The following is a 17748-nucleotide window of genomic DNA, read 5'->3' on the forward strand; positions in this document are numbered from 1 at the left end:
CCGGCCTCGACGCGGTACTCGAGGGGCGCACTGCACTCATCGTGGCCCACCGCCTGTCCACCGCGATGCGGGCCGATCGGATCGCGGTCGTCGATGACGGCCGGATCATCGAGCTCGGCTCGCACCAGGAGCTCGTCGCCGCGGGCGGGCGATACGCCGAGATGTATGCGGCCTGGACCGAACACCTCGCGGGTCACGACGACGAGGCCGATTCCGACGAAATGGTCGCGGCTCCGTCCACGGGGTAACTTCACCTCCGGAAGCGAGCGCCTGCGTCGCAGGTACCCTGCGGCGCAGCGAGCGGGGCCCGAGCGGCCCGGCCCGCAGGGCCGAAAGCGAGAGAGATGGCCAAGCAGATCCCGATCGTCGACTACCTCACGCTGGGCAACGACCCGCACCTCGTGGCAAACGAATGCACCGAGTGCGGCGCGATCTACTTCGATCGCCGCAACGCGTGTGCCCACTGCGGGAAGACGTCCTTCGGGAAGAAGACCCTCGGGACCACCGGCGTGGTGCGGTCGTTCGCGGTCGTCCACCAGGCAGGCCCGGGCGTGCCGGTACCGTACGTGTCGACGGTCGTCGATCTCGACGGTGGCGGCCAGGTGAAGGCCAATGTTGTGAACGTCGAGCCCGAGCCCGAGAAGATCTCGCTCGGAATGAAGGTGCGGCTGACGACCTTCGTCGCCGCCACTGACGACGAAGGCACGGAAGCCGTCGCCTTCGGCTTCGAACCGGTCTAAGGAAAAGGGAGATCTGTCATGAGTGAAGCCGTTTGGGTGCTGGGCGCGTCGATGACCAAGATCAGCCGCTACCCCGACAAGGACGTCATCGACCTCGCGTCGGAAGCGTCCCTGAACGCGCTCGCCGACGGCGGCGTGACGATGAAGGACATGGGAGTCCTGGCGTCGGGCTGCATGTTCGCCCAGGGCGGCATCGGTCAGCAGATCCAGAAGCAGATCGGCCAGACCGGCATTCCCGTGTACAACGTCATCAACGCGTGCGCCACCGGCGCCACCGCCGTGCGCACCGTCTACATGTCGATCAAGGCCGGCGAGGCCGACATGGGCATCGCCATCGGTGCCGAGCAGATGGGCAAGATGGGTCTCCTCGGAGGCGGCGGTCTGCCCCGTACCGAGAAGAAGGTGTACGAACCCGGCGGCCGCTACGGCGCGGTCCTGAACGTCGACGGCTATCTCGGTTCCGGCACGATGCCCGCGGTGTTCGGCCAGGCCGGCATGGAGTACGCGTACGAGCACGACGGCGTGGGCTTCGAGCAATTCGCCAAGGTCGCCGAGAAGAACCACGCGCACTCGGCGCTGAACCCGCTCGCGCAGTACAACAAGGTGTTCACGCTCGACGAGATCAAGGAAGCACGCGTCATCTCGTGGCCGAACACGTTACCGATGTGCTGCCCCACCGGTGACGGTGCCGCCGCGGTCGTGCTCGTGTCCGACACGAAGCTGAAGACGCTCTCGCTCGAGCAGCGGAAGCGGGCCGTGAAGATCAGCGCGTCGATCCTCACCTCCGACCCGTGGACGGAAGGCGCACAAGTGCAGCCCGACGTCAACACGCTCACCCGGAACGCGGCGGCCCAGGCCTACGAGCTGGCGGGCGTCGGTCCCTCCGATCTCAGCCTGGTGGAACTGCACGACTGCTTCGCCACTGCCGAGCTCATCCACTACGACAACCTCGGGCTCTGCGAGCCGGGCGGCGCGGGAGACTTCATCGATTCGCGTGCTCCGTGGCGCGACGGGAAGTCTCCGGTGAACGTGTCGGGCGGTCTGCTCTCGAAGGGTCACCCGATCGGCATGACCGGCGCGGCGGGCGTGTTCGAGATCACCACGCAGCTGCGAGGTGAAGCGGGCGACCGTCAGATCGAGGGCGCCAAGGTCGGCATGGCGCACGTCATCGGGCTCGGTTCGGCGTGCGGCATCCACATCCTCGAGAAGGCCGCCGCGTAACCAAGAGCGCACCCTGAGTTTGGCCTGAGCGAGGCGAAATCCGAACGGGTTCGGGCGACGTAGAATCTCGAAGACTCTTGCCCCCCAACTTCTGAGGAGCGCAGTGTCTCCCGAGCCCACGGATTCCGCGACCGCAGCCGTCGCCTCGGCGCGCCTCGAACGCACGCTGTTCGAGGTGAAGCGCATCATCGTCGGGCAGGACCGCATGGTCGAGCGGCTCCTCGTGTGCCTGCTCGCGCGTGGCCATTGCCTGCTCGAAGGAGTTCCCGGGCTCGCGAAGACGCTCGCCGCGGAGACCCTTGCGGCAACCGTGCACGGCACGTTCGCGCGCATCCAGTTCACTCCCGACCTCATGCCATCCGACCTCGTGGGCACGCGCATCTACCGGCCGTCGAGCGAGCGGTTCGACGTCGAGCTCGGCCCGGTGTTCGCCAACTTCGTGCTCGCCGACGAGATCAACCGCGCGCCGGCCAAGGTGCAGTCGGCGCTGCTCGAGGTGATGGGCGAGCGTCAGGTGTCGATCGCCGGCGTCACCCACCCCGTGCCCGACCCGTTCCTCGTGCTCGCGACGCAGAATCCGATCGAGTCCGAAGGTGTGTACCTGCTCCCTGAGGCACAGCGCGACCGCTTCCTCATGAAGGTCGTCGTCGGCTATCCCACACCCACCGAGGAGCTCGAGATCGTCACGCGGATGGGTGTCGATCCGCCGTCTCCCGTGTCCGTGCTCGACGCCGACGAGTTGCTGGAGCTGCAGCAAGCGGTCGACGGTATCTACGTCGATCCCGCGGTGATCTGGTACGCGGTGAGCCTGGTCTTCGCGACCCGCGCGCCGAAGGACCAAGGCTTCGTCGACCTCGAGCCGCTGATCGCCTACGGGGCGAGCCCGCGGGCCACACTCGGGCTCGTTGCCGCGGGGCGCGCGCTCGCACTGGTCCGTGGCCGCACGTACGTGCTTCCTCAAGACGTGTACGACATCGCCCCCGAGGTGCTCCGCCACCGGATCGTGCTCTCCTACGAGGCGCTGGCCGACGGCGTCGAGGCCGACCACATCGTCAACCGTGTCGTCACCGCGATCCAGCTCCCACGGATCGCCCCGAGCCAGGAGCGCATGCCGGGCGCTCGGCCCGCGGGGCTCACGGCCGGCTCTGTGCCTGAACGCCAAGCCGGCGCGCGTGCGCCCGGTTCCGAGGCCGAACAGGACGAGCGCACGGCATGAACGACGGCGCCGCGTCCGCGCCGCGGGTCGAGTCCACGCTCCGCCGCCTCGAGCTCGACGTGTTCCGTCGCCTCGACGGACTGCTGCAAGGTGATCACCTGGGTCTCGTGCCCGCGCCCGGTTCCGAGGCGGGGGAGAGTCGCGAGTACCAGGCGGGCGACGACGTGCGCCGCATGGACTGGGCGGTCACCGCGCGCACCACGATCCCGCACGTGCGCGACACGATTGCCGACCGCGAGCTCGAGACGTGGATCGTGGTCGATCGCTCGGCCAGTCTCGACTTCGGAACCGCGCAATTCGAAAAGCGCGACCTCGCGCTCGCGATGGTCGCCGCGGTCGGGTTTCTCACGAGTCGAGCCGGGAACCGCGTCGGCGCTCTCGTCCTCGGAAACGACCGAACGTTCTTTGTTCCGGCGCGCGCCGGACGCGAAGCGATGCTTGCGCTGCTCCATCGGATCGACTCGGTACCGCGTGCCGAGCACGCGCAGGCGCCGGCGGGCGATCTGCGCGGCGCGCTGCGCACCGTCGCCAAACTCGCTCGCCGCCGCGGCCTGGTGGTCGTCATCTCCGACTTCCTCACCGATTGCGACTGGCAGCCCGCGCTGCGCGCCCTCGCAGTCCGCCACGACGTGCTCGCGGTCGAGATCCTCGATCCTCGTGAGGTGGAGCTTCCGCCCGTCGGTCTCGTGACGTTCGTCGATACCGAAACCGGGCGTCGCGTCGAAGTGCAGACCGCGAGCGAGCGGGTGCGCGCTCGCTTCGCCGAAGCAGCCGCGCGCCAGCGCGCGCGCATCGCGCAAGACGTCCGCGTCGCGGGTGCCGAGCACGTCGTGCTGCGCACCGACCGCGACTGGCTCCTCGATCTGGTCAAGTACGTCGTCACGCGCAAGCGCCGGCGTACCGCACGCGTGGCACCCGCTCGATGAGTTTCTTCGCCGCATCCCGGCTGTGGCTGCTCGTGTTCGTCGTGGTCCTTGCAATCGCGTATGTGCTCGTGCAGCGTCAGCGCCGCCAGTACGCGGTCCGGTTCACCAACGTCGACCTCCTGGCATCGGTCGCGCCGCGGCGGCCCGGATGGCGACGTCACCTCGCCGCCGTGTGCTTGTTGCTGGCGTTGATGCTCATCGTCCTCGCCTTCGCGCGCCCGGCACGCGCCGTGCAGGTGCCACGCGAGACGGCAACCGTCATGCTCGCGGTCGACGTCTCGCAGTCGATGCGGGCGACCGACGTCGAGCCCACGCGTATCCGCGCCGCGCAGCGTGCGGTTCGTACCTTCGTCGATTCGTTGCCGAAGCGGTTCCGCCTCGGCCTCGTCGCGTTCGCGGGCAACGCGGGGGTGCTCGTGCCTCCCACTCACCAGCGTGAGCTCGTGCGGGGCGCGGTGGCCAACCTCCAGCTGCAACAGCAGACCGCGATCGGTGAGGCGATCTTCGCGTCGATCGACGCGATCGAGAACTCGCCGCTCGACAAGGGCAAGCGGCCGCCGGCTCGCATCGTGCTGCTGTCCGACGGTGCCACGAACGCCGGCCGTCCGAACGCCGAGGCCGCTGCGGCTGCGAAGAAGAAGGGTGTGAAAGTGTCGACGATCGCGTTCGGCACCGACTCCGGCACCGTGGTGGTCCAGGACGAAGTGGTCCCGGTCCCGGCCGACCGTGAGGCACTGCGCCAGATCGCCGACGACACCGGCGGCCGGTTCGCGTCCGCTGCCACCGAGAACGACCTCCGCAAGACCTACGAAGACCTCGGGAGCCGCCTCGCCGAGGTCACCCGACGCCGCGAGGTCACGGTCTGGTTCGTGGGCGCGGCCCTGCTCTTCGGCTTCGCCGCCGCCGCCGCCTCCCTCGTCTGGACCAGTCGCCTGCCCTGATCGTGCGTGAGGGCCGTTACTTCCGTCACAGGGAGGGATCCAGGCGCGATTCTCGGTCAAGTCCGGGCGTTTCCGGGTCGTTTCCTGTCGGAGCGGGTGCCTCAGGCCCGCCTACGTGACGGAGGAGGGGGCCCACATGTCCTCCGGGGATTCACCGCTCCTGCACCCCTCGGTGTTCTCGTGTTCGATCTCGCGGGGGAACGGCCGCGTGGAGATCGGCATCATCGGCGAGATCGACCGGACGTCCGCCGGACAGTTCCGCAACCAGCTCCTCACGCTGGCGAAAGAGCACCCGGTGGCGATCGCGATCAACATGAAGGATGTCGCGTTGCCCGACGGGTCGGCGGTCGCGGTGCTGGTGGAGGCCTGGCGCTTCGCCCACGAGCACGGCATCCAGTTGGCCGTGACCTCGCCGTCGCCTGCCGTCACCCAGGTCTTCGACGTCGCACCCTCCGGTCAGCTCCTCACGCTCCGCTAACCTCGCCCGCGCATGCCTGGCGAGATCACGGACTTCCGCGTCGAGATCGCGCCCGACGCGGTCGCCGACCTCCGCGATCGTCTCGCGCGCACGCGCTGGCCGGAAGCCGAGACCGTCGACGACTGGTCGCAGGGCGTACCGCTCGCGTACGCACAGTCGTTGTGCGCGTACTGGGCCCGCGGGTACGACTTCGCTGCGGCCGAGCAGCGGTTCAACGCGTTCCCGCAGTTCCGCACCGAACTTGACGGTCTCGGCATCCACTTCGTCCACGCGCGGTCGCCACATGCCGACGCGCTCCCGCTCGTGCTCACGCACGGTTGGCCCGGCTCGGTCGTCGAGTTCCAGAAGGTGATCGGCCCCCTCTCCGATCCCAGTGCGTACGGTGGCGACGCGGCCGATGCGTTCCACGTGGTGTGCCCGTCGCTTCCGGGTTACGGGTTCAGCGACAAGCCGTCGAGCGCGGGATGGAAGATCGAACGGATCGCGCGCGCGTGGGTCGAGCTGATGGCGCGCCTCGGCTACTCGCGGTACGGCGCGCAAGGTGGCGACTGGGGTTCGTTCGTCACCACGAGCATCGGCCAGCAGGACCCGGAGCATGCTGTGGGGGTCCACGTCCAGCTCCCGCTCGTGGCGCTCGACGCGTCGATGATGACCGACCTCACTCCGGCAGAGCAGTCGTCGCTCGAATCCACCGCGTACTACAGCCGGTGGGGCTCCGGGTACTCGACGCAACAGGCTTCGCGCCCGCAGACGCTCGGCTACGGCCTGGTCGACTCACCCGCCGCCCAGTGCACATGGGTCGTCGAGAAGTTCTGGGACTGGACCGACTGCGACGGTCATCCGGAAAACGTGCTGTCGCGCGACGAGTTGCTCGACAACGTGATGTTCTACTGGCTGCCCGGGACCGGGGCGTCGTCGGCGCGCCTCTACTGGGAGAGCTTCCACGAGCAGAACACCGAGCCGGTCACGGTTCCGTCGGGCTGCTCGATCTTCCCGAAGGAGATCTTCCGGCCGTCGCGCCGCTGGGTCGAGCAGCGGTTCACCGACCTTCGATACTTCAACGAGCTCGACCGCGGCGGCCACTTCGCCGCCTTCGAGCAGCCCGAAACCTTCGTGGACGAGGTGCGTGCGTTCTTCCGCCTCGTGCGCTGAGAGCAGGTAAGCGATGTCCGCAGGCGTGTGGGCCGACGGCGACGCGTGGACGGTGGCCGAGCTGATCCAGGCACGGCTCGAGTCCGATCCCGACCGCGAGCTGTTCGACGTCAACGGCGAGCAGTGGACCGCGCGCACGCTGTTCAGTGCGGCCGATCGATTCGCGAACGCCATGCGGGCCTACGGCCTCGAGAAGGGTGATCGCGTCGCCGCCCTCGTCGAGAATTCCTCGGAAGCCGTCGTCACACAGTTCGGTGCGGTGCAACTCGGCGGGGTCAGCGTGCCGATCAACACCGCGTACAAGGGGGAGTACCTCCGCCACCAGCTTGCCGACTCCGGCGCCAAGGTGCTGGTGATCGATGGCGACGTCGCCGACCGCGCGCGTGCCGTCGCCGATTCGATCGACACGCTCGAGCACGTCGTCGTGCTGGGTGGGGATCCTGCCAATGGAACTCTTGGCACCACGCCCGGCACGAACTGGCACGCGTGGAGCGAGGTCATGTCGGCCGACGACGCGCCGAGCAAGCCTGCGATGTCGCCGACCGACCTGCACTGCTTCATCTACACCGGGGGCACCACCGGCCTCTCGAAGGGCTGCGTGATCAACAACAACTACTGCGTCACGCTCGCGAAGCAGATCGCGATCATGTGGGAGCGTGGCCCCGACGACGTGGTGTGGACGCCGCTCCCGTTGTTCCACTACAACGCGGTATCGGTCGTGCTCGTCGGCACGCTGCTCACCGGTGGACGCGCCGCGATCTACAAGAAGTTCTCGGTGTCGAACTTCTGGCCGGAGGTCAACCGCACCGGTGCCACGCACGCGAGCACCCTCGGCAGCATGGTCACGCTCATCGCCAACGACCCGGTGCGACCCGAAGCGCCCGATTCCGGGATGCCCGAGGCCAACACGACCTTGCGCTTCATGTCGGGGGTGCCCATGCCGCCCGCGGTCGCGCAGCAGTGCATCGAGCGGTTCGGCATCCGTCCCTTCGACGCCGCGTACGGCACCACCGAAGGCTCGCTCTGGTGCTGGTTGCCGCCGGGCATGGAGAACAAGCCCAACGCGGCGGGCATCGTCAACGACGAGTACTGGGACATCCGCATCTTCGACGACGACGACAACGAGGTGCCGGTCGAGACGCCGGGCGAGATCGTCGGCCGGCCGCGGAAGGCGAACGTGATGTTCGACGGCTACTGGGGCCGGCCCGACGCCACCGTGCAGATGTTCCGCAACCTCTGGATGCACAGTGGCGACATCGGCCGTTTCGACGTCGACGGCTTCCTCTACTTCATGGACCGCAAGGCCGACTACATGCGCCGCCGCGGCGAGAACGTCTCGAGCTACGAGCTCGAGGAGGTCTTCATCCGTCATCCCGCGATTGCCGACGTCGCGGTCTTCGCCGTGCCGAGCCCCGTCACCGAAGACGACATCATGGTCGCGGTGGAGGTCGTGGAGGGCTCGACGATCACCGAAGAGGAGCTCTACCGCTGGTCGCTCGATGCGATCCCGTACTTCGCGCTGCCCCGCTACATCGAGATCCGTGACGAGCTGCCGCGCAGCGAGATGAAGAAGATCCTGAAGGCCCAGCTGCGCGAGGAGGGCGTCGGACCGAACACGTGGGACGCCGACAAGAGCGGCATCGAGGTCGAGAAGCGCTGACCGAGCAACCGAAGTTCCGGAGCACCACGCTCGGCGAGCTCTTCGGTGAGGTCGCAGACGCGTTCCCTGACGCGGTCGCGTACGTGGAAGGCGACGAGCGCGTCACGTTTTCGGAATGGGTGCGCCGCGCCGACTCGCTCGCCGCAACGTTGGCGGAACGCGGAGTGGGATCGGGTGACGTCGTCGCATTGCTCCTGCCGTCGTCGATCGACTTCGCGGTGGGCTATGCGGCCGCGAGCCGGCTGGGTGCGGTGGCGACCGGGGTCAACACACGGCTGGGCCCGAACGAGATCACCGCGATCCTCGGCAAGTGCACGCCCGCGGCGCTGATCCACGAGTCGGCGGGCGACCCGGTACCGGTCGGCGCGTTCAGACCCGGCGTGGTGATGTCGCGTGCGGAGATGCCGCGCGCAGCCGCGCAAGGGAGAGCGCTGCCGTCGCTCGCAGCGATACGCCCCGAAGACCCGGCGTGCATCGTGTGGACGAGCGGCACCACGGGGATGCCGAAGGGCGCGTGGTTCGACCACCGCGCGCTCCGGGCGTCGGCGGAGATGAGCGGCATCCTGAGCGCGCCGTTCGACCGCCGGTCGATGCCGATCCCGTTCGCGCACGCCGGCTACATGAACAAGGTGTGGGACCAGCTCGCGTTCGTGATCACGTGCGTGCTGCTGCCCGGCGCGTGGTCGGCGGAGGCGATGCTCGACCTCATGGTGAGGGAGCGGATCACGGGCGGGCAGGGCGTACCCACGCAGTGGGCGAAGCTCGTCGACCTGCCCGAGCTCGCGACCGCCGACCTGTCGTCGTTGCGGCTCGCGGGCACCGGTTCGGCGCCGGTGTCGCCCGAGCTCGCCGAGAAGATGCGCACGCGGCTCGGCTGCCCGATCGTCGTCCGCTACGCGTGTACCGAGTCGTCGACCATGACCGGCACCGAGCCCGGCGATCCCGTCGAGGTGCTGCTGCACACCGTCGGACGACCGCTGCCCGGCGTGGAGATGGTGCTGGTGAGCGAAGACGGCGAGGAAGTGCCGCAGGGTGAGACCGGCATCATCCGGATGCGCACGCGCTGCCAGATGCGCGGCTACTGGAACGACCCCGAACGCACCGCCGAGACCATGTCAAGCGACGGATGGATCCAAACCGGTGATCTCGGCTTCTTTCGCGATGACGGCAACCTCGTGCTGTGCGGCCGCATCACCGAGATGTACATCCGCGGTGGTTACAACGTGTACCCGCTCGAAGTCGAGAACGTGCTGGCGGAGCACCCGGGAGTCGAGCGGGTCGCGGTGCTCGGTCACCCGGCACCGGTGATCGGCGAGATCGGTGTGGCGTTCGTCGTGCCGGCCGATCCCGCGTCACCGCCGACGGCGGACGAGCTCGAGCGGTGGTGCCGCGAGCGTCTCGCCGACTACAAGGCGCCCGACCGCGTCGAGTTCGTCGACGCCTTGCCGATCACCCCCACGATGATGAAGATCGACAAGACAGCCCTCCGCGCACACCTCACCTAACGAAACCTGCGTCGTCTGTGGGCGCTATACGACCTTGAACGACGCAGGTTCGTGCTGGGTGGGGATGATCAGGGCGTCGACGGCGACGACTCCCGCGCCCTTGGGCATCACCATGAGGGGGTTGACGTCGAGCTCCGCGATGTCGTCGCCGACTTCGAGCGCGAGTCGCTGGAGCTTCATGATCACCTCGACGAGCGCGTCGAGGTCGCCGGCCGGACGGCCGCGCGCGCCGCGCAGGAGCCTCACCCCGCGCGTCTGTTCCACCATCGCGCGCGCCTGAGCTCTGGTGAACGGTGGTACGCGGAATGCGACGTCCTCGAACACCTCGGTGAAGATGCCGCCGAGGCCGTAGAGGATCGTGGGGCCGAACGGGATTTGGTGCGACAGCCCGAGGATGGCCTCGGCCACAGGATCCTGCACCATGGTCTGTACGACCACGCCGTCGACGGTCGCATTGGGCGCAACGCTGCGCGCGCGTTCCGTCAAACGCCGGTACGTCGTACGTACCGCGGCCTGCGTTTCGACGCCCACCGCGACGAGCCCGAGGTCGGACTTGTGCGCGATGTCGGCCGACAGGATCTTCATCACCACCGGCAGCCCGAGCGCCCGCGCCGCGCTCACCGCGTCGGAAGCGGATGTCGCCACGTGCTCGTCGACCGTGGGGATGCCGTAGGCCGCGAGCAGCTCCTTGGCCGCGACCTCGTCGAGCGCGCCGCCCTTGGCCAGGAGCGCACGCGCGATCGGCGCCGCCGCCGATGGTCGCTTCGGCACGTTCGTGAACGGGCTCCGGTAGTTCCGCGTGAAGTGGCTGAACTCCACGAGCGCCTTGATGCCGCGGACCGCGCCGCCGAACGAGTGGAACAACGGCACGCCCGCCTCGCAGAGCGCGCGGTACGCAGGGTCGTCGCGGATCGGCGACGTCCACGCCGCGATCACCGTCTTACGGCTCGTTTCGTGGAGCTCGATCAGATCCTTCGCGAGCGCGTCGCTCATCCCCGGGAACACGCCCGTGATCGGTGCGAACAGGATGTCGACGTTCGGGTCCGCCAGCATCAACTCCAGCACGGTGCGGTTCTCCGGCCGCGCCGTGATCACGCCACCGGAGTCGAGCGGATTGTCGCGCCGCAGATACCACGGTACGAACTCACCCAGGGCGTCGATCGTGTGCTGCGCGAACCGGGGCACGAGCACGCCTTCGGTACCGCACAGGTCGGCGACGTGCGACGCGGTGCCGCCCGACATCGCGTACACACCCACACCACCCTGCCCGTCGATCAGGTGGGTGTGGCAGAACATGCCCGACATCTCGATGACCTCGTCGAGATCGTCGACCCGGACCACACCGAACTGGTCGAACACCGCCTGATGCACCGCGTCGGAGCCGGTGAGATGCCCGGTGTGCGCCTGCGCCATCGCGCGGCCTTCCTTGGTGCGCCCGATCTTGATCGCGACGATGGGTACGCGTCGCTGTGCGGCTTTGTCGGCGGCGAGCATGAGCGCGCGCCCGTCGCGGAAGCCCTCCGCGTACGTCGCGATCGCACCAACGTTCTCGACGTCGACGTAGTGGCCGACGAAGTCCGCCCACTCGAGGTCGGCCTCGTTGCCGATGGTCGCCCACGACTCGATGCCGATGCCGAGTACCTGGCCCTGCGCGATCGGCCGCCCCTGGTAGCCCGACTGCGTGATGATTACGAGCTTCTTGCCGGGGAAACCCTGCGGCCACGGCTCGAAGATGTTGAGGTTGGTGTTCGGGCCGATCACCCGCATCGGCCCGCTCGCGAGTGCGGCGAGGCGCGCCTCCGCTTCGGTGCCCTCGGCCGTGCCCACCTCGCCGAAGCCGGCCGAGAACACCACCGTGAACGCAACCCCCTTCTGCAAGCACTCCTCGACCGCGGGCAGCGCATCGCGCACGAGCACGATCGCGACGTCCACGTCGCCGGGCACGTCGGCGATGCTCGGATAGGCCTTCGTGCCGAGGACGTCTGGCTTCGTCGGGTGCACCGGAACGACGTCGGCGCCGCGCGCTCCCAGCCGATCGCGCGTTTGGGTGAACTGCGCACGTTGCTGCGTGCCCTCGGTGTCGGTTGCACCGATCACCACGACGCGCTTCGGCGCGAACAGCAGCGTCCACTCGATCGGCCGCAGCTCGAGCGCGCGGCCGCTCACGTCGACCGGCATGTCTACTGGCACACGAGGCCCATTGGCACTAGAACCCGCGGAAGTTCGGTGGGCGCCGTTCCACGAAACTGGCGACCCCCTCCCCGGAGTCGCTCGTGTTCGCCATGATGTCGACGATCCAGGCTTCGTCACCCGCGAGCGAGTGCCGGTCGACGTCGAGTGACCGGTTCAACAACCACTTGTTCACCATGTGCGCCTTCGTCGGCCCGGAGGCCAGCTGGTTCGCAAGCGCGTCGACCGTCTTCTCGAGCTCGGCGGCCGGAACGACGCGCGTCGCGAGCCCGATCTCGAGCGCGCGCTGCGCCGAGACATCCTCGGCCAGCAACACCAGTTCCTTCGCACGCTGGAGGCCGATCAGCCGGGGGAGGAGCCACGCGCCGAGCCCGTCGATCGCGAGCCCTCGGCGGGCGAAGACCTCGACGAACTTCGCGTCTTCGGACGCGACGACGAGATCGCACGCGAACGCGATGTGACATCCGATTCCCGCCGCGGTGCCCTGAACGGCCGCGATCACCGGTTTCTCGCAGTCGAGAATCGAATTCACCGTCGCGATCGCGCCGCGCAGCATCATCCGCCGCGTATCGCCGACGACCCGCTCCGGTTGCCCTTCGGGGCGTTCTTCCTCGGGACCACGCTGGCCGCGCAGATCGGCGCCCGTGCAGAAGAACCGCCCGGTCGCGCCGATCACCACGCAGCGGATCGTGTGGTCTTCGTTCGCCCGTTCGATCCACTTCGCGAGCTGGACCCGCTGGGCCTGCGTGATCGCGTTGCCCATCTCGGGGCGATTCAGCGTGATCCGCAGTACGCCCTTGTCGACGGCGAACAGGATCTCTTCGTTGTCACTCATGGGGCTAGGGTACCGATCACCATGAGTGTCCAGCTGAACCACCTGATCATGCCGAGCAAGGACCGCGTGGCGTCGGCGGAGTTCATCTCGGGTGTGCTCGGTCTGAAACCGCCCACCGCGTTCGCGCACTTCATGTGTGTCGAGGTCGGCAACGGCGTCACGCTCGACTACGACGACCGCGACAACTTCGTGCCCGGCCACTTCGCGTTCCTCGTCAGCGACGACGAGTTCGACGAGATCTTCGCGAGAGTCACCGACTGGGGGATCACGTACTGGGCCGATCCCGCCCACAAGAAGGAAGGCGAGATCAACACCTATCCCGGTCGCGGGTTCTACTTCCTCGATCCCGACGGCAACAACATGGAAGTGCTCACCAAGCCCTTCGTGCCCTGATGGCAGCGACCACCTTCGTCGAGGAAGACGTGATCCTCGAGCGGAGCGTCGCGATCCCGATGCGCGACGGCGTCCTGCTCTACGCCGACGTGTGGCGCCCGGCCGCCGACCAGACGATGCCCGTGCTCGTCTCCCGCACGCCGTATGGGCGCGACATGCTGCAGATGGGTCTCCTGGGCGCGCCGCCGTCGGACCTCGTGCGGGCCGGGTACGCGGTCGTGTACCAGGACAGCCGCGGTCGTTTCGAGTCCGAAGGGGAGTGGGCCCCGATCGGGGTCGAGGTCGACGACGGGTACGACACGGTGGAATGGGCGGCCGCGCAACCCTGGTCGAATGGCCGCGTCGGCATGTTCGGTGCGTCCTACATGGGGTACACCCAATGGCTTGCCGCCATCGCGCGCCCACCACACCTCGTCGCGATCGCGCCCGAAGTCGCGAGCGCGGAGTACTGGGGAACGTGGTTCGGTACGGGAGGCGCGTTGCGGCTCGCACATCGCGTCGCTTGGGCGGCCGCGGTCGGCGCCTCGCACGCGCGCCGGATCGGCGCACCCGAACCCGAGCTCGAGGAGTTGCTCGATGTCCAGGCGCGCATCGTTGCGGTGCTCGCGGGTGGAGAGGTGCTCGCCGAGCGCAATCGCCGGATGGCCGAGATGGTCGAGCCGCTCTTCCGGTACCGCCCGCTCCGCGAGAACCCTCTGCTTGCCAAGATCGCGCCCTGGATGGCCGGCAGCCTGGCGCGCGAACGTCGAGACGATCCGTACTTCGTGGAGCTCGACCACAGGTCGCACTACCGCAAGCTCGACCTGCCCGCGTTCCACGTCGGTGGTTGGTACGACATCAACGTCAACGGGACCATCGCGAACTTCGTCGGGATGCGAGCACACGCGGCAACCGACGAAGCGAGACGCGCGCAGCGCTTGATCATCGGTCCTTGGCCGCACTGGACCCCGCAGATCTCCGTCGTCGGCGATATCGACTTCGGGCCGAATGCCGTCCTCGACCTGGAACCCCTCCGGCGCGAGTGGTTCGGCCACTGGTTGCAGGATCGGCCTGCGCCGATGCTCGATGCCGCGCCGATTCGCATCTTCGTGATGGGCGAGAACATCTGGCGCGACGAGTGGGAATGGCCACTCGCGCGGACCGAGTGGTCCTCGTGGTATCTCCACAGCGGCGGCAACGCGAACACGAGCGACGGCGACGGTCTGCTCGACCAGCAGCCGCCGAGCGAGGAATCGGTCGACACCTTCGTGTACGACCCGCGCGACCCCGTTCCGACACGGGGCGGCAGGCTGCTCGGCGTCGGCGGTGCGGTCGCGGGCGCGTTCGACCAGCGCGACGTCGAGACCCGTGACGACGTGCTCGTGTACACCTCGGAGCCCCTCTCCCGTCCCACCGAGATCACGGGTCCCGTCACCGTGGAGCTGTGGGCCTCCACTTCCGCACCCGACACCGACTTCACCGCCAAACTCGTGGAGGTACACGCCGACGGTCGCGCCATCAACCTGTGCGACGGCATCGTGCGCGCGCGTGCGTTCGCGCCCACGCCGCTGGCGCCCGGCGCGGCGTATCGCTTCACGATCGAGCTGTGGGAGATCAGCGCGCTCGTTGCCGCGGGCAACCGCCTCCGGCTCGAGATCTCGTCGAGCAACTACCCGCACTTCGAGCCCAACTCCAACTGCGGGAAGCCCGTCGGTACGGATACCGATGCCGACATCCAGCCGGCGAGCCAAACCGTCTTCCACGACACCATCCACGCGAGCCGCCTGATCCTTCCCGTGATCCCGGCCCCTGACCCGATCACTGAATAGGCCGACCTCTGAACCAAGGAGATACACATGCCGATCAATCCTGATGCCGCCAGCGCCGAGCCCGGCCCGCCCACCGAGCGGTCCTGGAACTCGAAGGACGCGCTGCTCTACGCCGTCGGCGTGGGTGCGGGAAGCATCGACCCCACGGGGTTCGAGCTCGAGTTCACCACCGAGAACTCCAAGGACATCCAGCAGCGGGTGCTGCCGACATTCGCGGTGATCGTCGGCATGGGCGGCAGCGGGATGGCGAACATCGGCACGTTCAACATGGCGATGCTCGTGCACGGCGAGCAGGCCATCGAGTTGCACCGCGAGGTCCCGGTCGACGGCAAGGTCAGCACGACCGGCAAGATCATCGGGGTGTACGACAAGGGCTCGGCGGCGGTCATCGTCAACGAGTCCACGTCGGTCGACGCGGCAACCGGTGAGCCCCTCTTCACCACGCGCAACTCGATGTTCATCCGCGGGGAGGGCGGCTTCGGCGGCGAGCGCGGTCCATCGGGTCCGCGCAACGTCCCGCCGGAACGCGAGCCCGATCACACGGTCACCTACCAGACCCGGCCCGATCAGACGCTCACCTACCGACTTTCGGGTGACCGCAACCCGCTCCACTCGGATCCTGAGTTCGCCAAGATGGGTGGCTTCGATCGGCCGATCCTGCACGGTCTGTGCACGTACGGATTCACCGGTCGGGCGTTGCTGCACACACTGTGCGACTCTGATCCCGCGAGGTTCAAGAGCATGGAGGCGCGCTTCTCGAAGCCCGTCTACCCGGGCGACGCGCTCACCGTGAAGATGTGGATCGACGGCGGCGAGGCGCTCTTCCGCACCGAGGTCCAGAACGGCGACGTCGTCATCGACCAGGGTCGCTGCACGTTCCTCGCCTAACGCGTCGTCCCGCAGAACTGTCATTGGGCGAAGCGCGCCGCCTCGCGCTCGCCGCGCAGGGGTTCGGTTCCGCGCGCCCGGCGGGCAAACCCGGCCTTGCCGACATCCGCCGCGTCGCCGCGCGCGTGCACGCGTTCCAGATCGATCCGATCAACGTGCTCGTCCGCACGCAGTACATGCCGGCGTACTCGCGCCTGGGGCCGTATTCGATCGGTGCGCTCGACAAGCTGGCGTACGACCGTCACGAGCTGTTCGAGTACTACGGGCATGCGGCGTCGCTCCTTCCCACGGCGCTCTACCCGATGTTCCGTTGGCGGATGGACGCGCATGCCGCCCGCTTCTCGGGACACGGGAGGAACGTCGCGCCGCCGTTCATCGCTGCGGTCCTCGCGCAGGTCGAGGCACGCGGACCGATTGCCGTCTCCGACCTGGTCGACCGGGGTCGCCGGGGTAACTACGCCGGCGGCTGGTCCTGGAACGACGGCAAGCGGGTCATGACGTGGCTCCAGCTGTCGGGCCGCGTCGCGGTCGCCGGGCGCCGCAACATCGAGCAGCTCTACGACCTCACCGAGCGGGTGATTCCACGCGCGGTGCTCGAAGCGCCGGTACCTGATCCGGAGGACGCGAAGCGCGAGCTGATCGTGCTCGCGGTCCGCGCGTTGGGTGTGGCCACCATGAAGGATCTCGCCGGCTACTTCGGCATCGGCGCGCACCTCGACCGTCGCGCTGATCCGAAGATCACGCGTGTCCCGGCATTGCTTGCCGATCTCGTGGAGGACGGCCGCCTCGTACCCGTGACCGTCGACGGTTGGCGTGTTCCCGCGTTTCTCGAGCCGGCCGCGCGCGTGCCGGCGAAGATCGATGCACGAGCGTTGCTCTCGCCGTTCGACTCGATGATCTGGGATCGTGATCGCGTCAAGCGGCTGTTCGGGTTCGACTACCGCATCGAGATCTACATCCCGGAGGCGAAGCGCATACACGGCTACTACGTGGTGCCGTTCCTGCTCGGCGACACGCTCGTCGCCCGCGTCGACCTCAAGGCCGACCGCAAGAACGGGGCGCTGCTCGTCCAGAGCGCGTTCGCCGAACCCCGCGTGGAGAAGAAGCACGTAGCGCGCGAGTTGTGGCAGGAGCTGCGCGCGATGGCCGCGTGGCTCGACCTCGACCGCGTTCAGGTGCGTAACGCGGGTGATCTCGCACGAGTTCTACGCGCTGCAATGTAGCGCGATGAGCTCTCCCATCTCGGTCCGGTTCCCCGACGACGTCGCTCGCCGGTTGCGGCGCCGCTCGACACGTTCGGGCGAGCCGGCGTCGGGGCTCGTGGCGCGACTCGTCGACGAGGGCATGCGGATGGAAGACCACCCCGGTGTCGTGTTCCGTGACGGACCTGCCGGGCGGCGCGCCGGTCTTTCCGGCGGTCCCGACGTGTGGGAGATCGTGATGGTGCTCGCCGACTACGCGGTGACTGATGCGAGCACCGCGGTCGCCAGGACCGCGCGGTGGCTCCATCTCACGCCAGCGCAGGTACGCACCGCCGAGGGCTACTACGCCGGGCACAATCGTCTCGCTCGAAGCGTCCAGGTAGAGTTCGTTGGTGCAGCTGGCCCAATCCGACGTGCCGTCCGACGTGTCGCCCGAGTTGATCGCGAAGATCCCGCCGATCATCGACCTCGACGCCCATCTGGTCGAGCCGCCCGACATCTGGACTCCTCGCCTGCCGGCGAAGTTCCGTGAGGCCGGTCCCCACGTCGAGTACCACCCCGGTGGCGACATCGTCCTCCAGGGCGCGGGCTAC

Annotated in this window: 17 protein-coding genes; 15 read left to right on the top strand and 2 right to left on the bottom strand. The window is 68.2% G+C overall.

The features are described 5' to 3' along the window. The 10 genes from WD271_01320 to WD271_01365 all read left to right on the top strand — a co-directional run. A partial coding sequence (locus tag WD271_01320) for an ABC transporter ATP-binding protein (protein MEX1006467.1) occupies nt 1-248 on the top strand: 248 nt, incomplete at its 5' end. Between the two features lie 96 nt (nt 249-344). After that, nucleotides 345-740 carry an OB-fold domain-containing protein gene (locus WD271_01325; protein MEX1006468.1) on the top strand — a complete coding sequence of 132 codons (396 nt, stop codon included), beginning with the start codon at nt 345-347 and terminating at the stop codon, nt 738-740. Nucleotides 741-758: 18 nt separating this feature from the next. Beyond that, the gene (locus WD271_01330; GenBank protein MEX1006469.1) at nt 759-1961 is read left to right on the top strand and encodes a thiolase family protein; all 1203 of its coding nucleotides are present in this window, start codon (nt 759-761) and stop codon (nt 1959-1961) included. Nucleotides 1962-2064: 103 nt separating this feature from the next. Then, nucleotides 2065-3177 carry a MoxR family ATPase gene (locus WD271_01335; GenBank protein ID MEX1006470.1) on the top strand — a complete coding sequence of 371 codons (1113 nt, stop codon included), beginning with the start codon at nt 2065-2067 and terminating at the stop codon, nt 3175-3177. Beyond that, on the top strand, nt 3174-4103 hold the full coding sequence (locus WD271_01340; protein MEX1006471.1) for a DUF58 domain-containing protein: 930 nt from the start codon (nt 3174-3176) through the stop codon (nt 4101-4103). Before WD271_01335 ends, WD271_01340 begins: the two co-directional genes overlap by 4 nt. Next, a complete protein-coding gene (locus WD271_01345) occupies nt 4100-5044 on the top strand; it encodes a VWA domain-containing protein (protein ID MEX1006472.1) in 945 nt (314 codons plus the stop codon). The genes WD271_01340 and WD271_01345 overlap by 4 nt, the downstream gene beginning before the upstream one ends. Nucleotides 5045-5180: 136 nt before the next feature. Beyond that, on the top strand, nt 5181-5522 hold the full coding sequence (locus WD271_01350; protein MEX1006473.1) for an STAS domain-containing protein: 342 nt from the start codon (nt 5181-5183) through the stop codon (nt 5520-5522). 12 nt (nt 5523-5534) lie between these two features. Further along, the gene (locus WD271_01355; protein MEX1006474.1) at nt 5535-6674 is read left to right on the top strand and encodes an epoxide hydrolase family protein; all 1140 of its coding nucleotides are present in this window, start codon (nt 5535-5537) and stop codon (nt 6672-6674) included. Nucleotides 6675-6687: 13 nt separating this feature from the next. Next, a complete protein-coding gene (locus WD271_01360; protein ID MEX1006475.1) occupies nt 6688-8334 on the top strand; it encodes an AMP-binding protein in 1647 nt (548 codons plus the stop codon). Continuing rightward, nucleotides 8292-9839 (top strand): class I adenylate-forming enzyme family protein, encoded by a 1548-nt coding sequence (locus WD271_01365; GenBank protein MEX1006476.1) that lies wholly within the window; start codon nt 8292-8294, stop codon nt 9837-9839. The genes WD271_01360 and WD271_01365 overlap by 43 nt, the downstream gene beginning before the upstream one ends. A gap of 24 nt (nt 9840-9863) precedes the next feature. Here WD271_01365 and WD271_01370 read toward each other — a convergent pair whose 3' ends face one another. Both WD271_01370 and WD271_01375 read right to left on the bottom strand, forming a co-directional pair. Then, the gene (locus tag WD271_01370; GenBank protein MEX1006477.1) at nt 9864-12017 is read right to left on the bottom strand and encodes an acetate--CoA ligase family protein; all 2154 of its coding nucleotides are present in this window, start codon (nt 12015-12017) and stop codon (nt 9864-9866) included. Between the two features lie 28 nt (nt 12018-12045). Then, nucleotides 12046-12864 (bottom strand): enoyl-CoA hydratase-related protein, encoded by an 819-nt coding sequence (locus WD271_01375; protein ID MEX1006478.1) that lies wholly within the window; start codon nt 12862-12864, stop codon nt 12046-12048. Nucleotides 12865-12885: 21 nt separating this feature from the next. Here WD271_01375 and WD271_01380 point away from each other — a divergent pair, with 21 nt between their 5' ends. The 5 genes from WD271_01380 to WD271_01400 all read left to right on the top strand — a co-directional run. After that, complete coding sequence (locus WD271_01380; GenBank protein ID MEX1006479.1) at nt 12886-13257, top strand: VOC family protein; 372 nt, start codon at nt 12886-12888, stop codon at nt 13255-13257. Further along, nucleotides 13257-15065: a CocE/NonD family hydrolase gene (locus tag WD271_01385; protein ID MEX1006480.1), complete on the top strand. Its 1809-nt coding sequence runs from the start codon at nt 13257-13259 to the stop codon at nt 15063-15065. The genes WD271_01380 and WD271_01385 overlap by 1 nt, the downstream gene beginning before the upstream one ends. Before the next feature lie 27 nt (nt 15066-15092). After that, nucleotides 15093-15953, top strand: coding sequence for a MaoC/PaaZ C-terminal domain-containing protein (locus WD271_01390; protein MEX1006481.1), 861 nt, complete (start codon nt 15093-15095; stop codon nt 15951-15953). Between the two features lie 23 nt (nt 15954-15976). After that, entirely contained in the window at nt 15977-17176 is a 1200-nt protein-coding gene (locus tag WD271_01395; protein ID MEX1006482.1) for a crosslink repair DNA glycosylase YcaQ family protein, read from the top strand. A gap of 371 nt (nt 17177-17547) precedes the next feature. Beyond that, nucleotides 17548-17748: amidohydrolase (locus tag WD271_01400; protein ID MEX1006483.1), on the top strand; the 201-nt coding region annotated here is incomplete at its 3' end.

This window comes from Acidimicrobiia bacterium (genome assembly GCA_040880805.1).
Lineage (GTDB): Bacteria > Actinomycetota > Acidimicrobiia > IMCC26256 > DASPTH01 > DASPTH01.

What these genes read in the sequence shown, in the direction of transcription:
- WD271_01325 (MEX1006468.1), top strand. Translation starts at nt 345, where the DNA reads ATGGCCAAGCAGATCCCGATCGTCGACTACCTCACGCTGGGCAACGAC.
- WD271_01330 (MEX1006469.1), top strand. Translation starts at nt 759, where the DNA reads ATGAGTGAAGCCGTTTGGGTGCTGGGCGCGTCGATGACCAAGATCAGC.
- WD271_01340 (MEX1006471.1), top strand. Translation starts at nt 3,174, where the DNA reads ATGAACGACGGCGCCGCGTCCGCGCCGCGGGTCGAGTCCACGCTCCGC.
- WD271_01345 (MEX1006472.1), top strand. Translation starts at nt 4,100, where the DNA reads ATGAGTTTCTTCGCCGCATCCCGGCTGTGGCTGCTCGTGTTCGTCGTG.
- WD271_01350 (MEX1006473.1), top strand. Translation starts at nt 5,181, where the DNA reads ATGTCCTCCGGGGATTCACCGCTCCTGCACCCCTCGGTGTTCTCGTGT.
- WD271_01355 (MEX1006474.1), top strand. Translation starts at nt 5,535, where the DNA reads ATGCCTGGCGAGATCACGGACTTCCGCGTCGAGATCGCGCCCGACGCG.
- WD271_01360 (MEX1006475.1), top strand. Translation starts at nt 6,688, where the DNA reads ATGTCCGCAGGCGTGTGGGCCGACGGCGACGCGTGGACGGTGGCCGAG.
- WD271_01370 (MEX1006477.1), bottom strand. Translation starts at nt 12,017, where the DNA reads ATGCCGGTCGACGTGAGCGGCCGCGCGCTCGAGCTGCGGCCGATCGAG.
- WD271_01375 (MEX1006478.1), bottom strand. Translation starts at nt 12,864, where the DNA reads ATGAGTGACAACGAAGAGATCCTGTTCGCCGTCGACAAGGGCGTACTG.
- WD271_01380 (MEX1006479.1), top strand. Translation starts at nt 12,886, where the DNA reads ATGAGTGTCCAGCTGAACCACCTGATCATGCCGAGCAAGGACCGCGTG.
- WD271_01385 (MEX1006480.1), top strand. Translation starts at nt 13,257, where the DNA reads ATGGCAGCGACCACCTTCGTCGAGGAAGACGTGATCCTCGAGCGGAGC.
- WD271_01390 (MEX1006481.1), top strand. Translation starts at nt 15,093, where the DNA reads ATGCCGATCAATCCTGATGCCGCCAGCGCCGAGCCCGGCCCGCCCACC.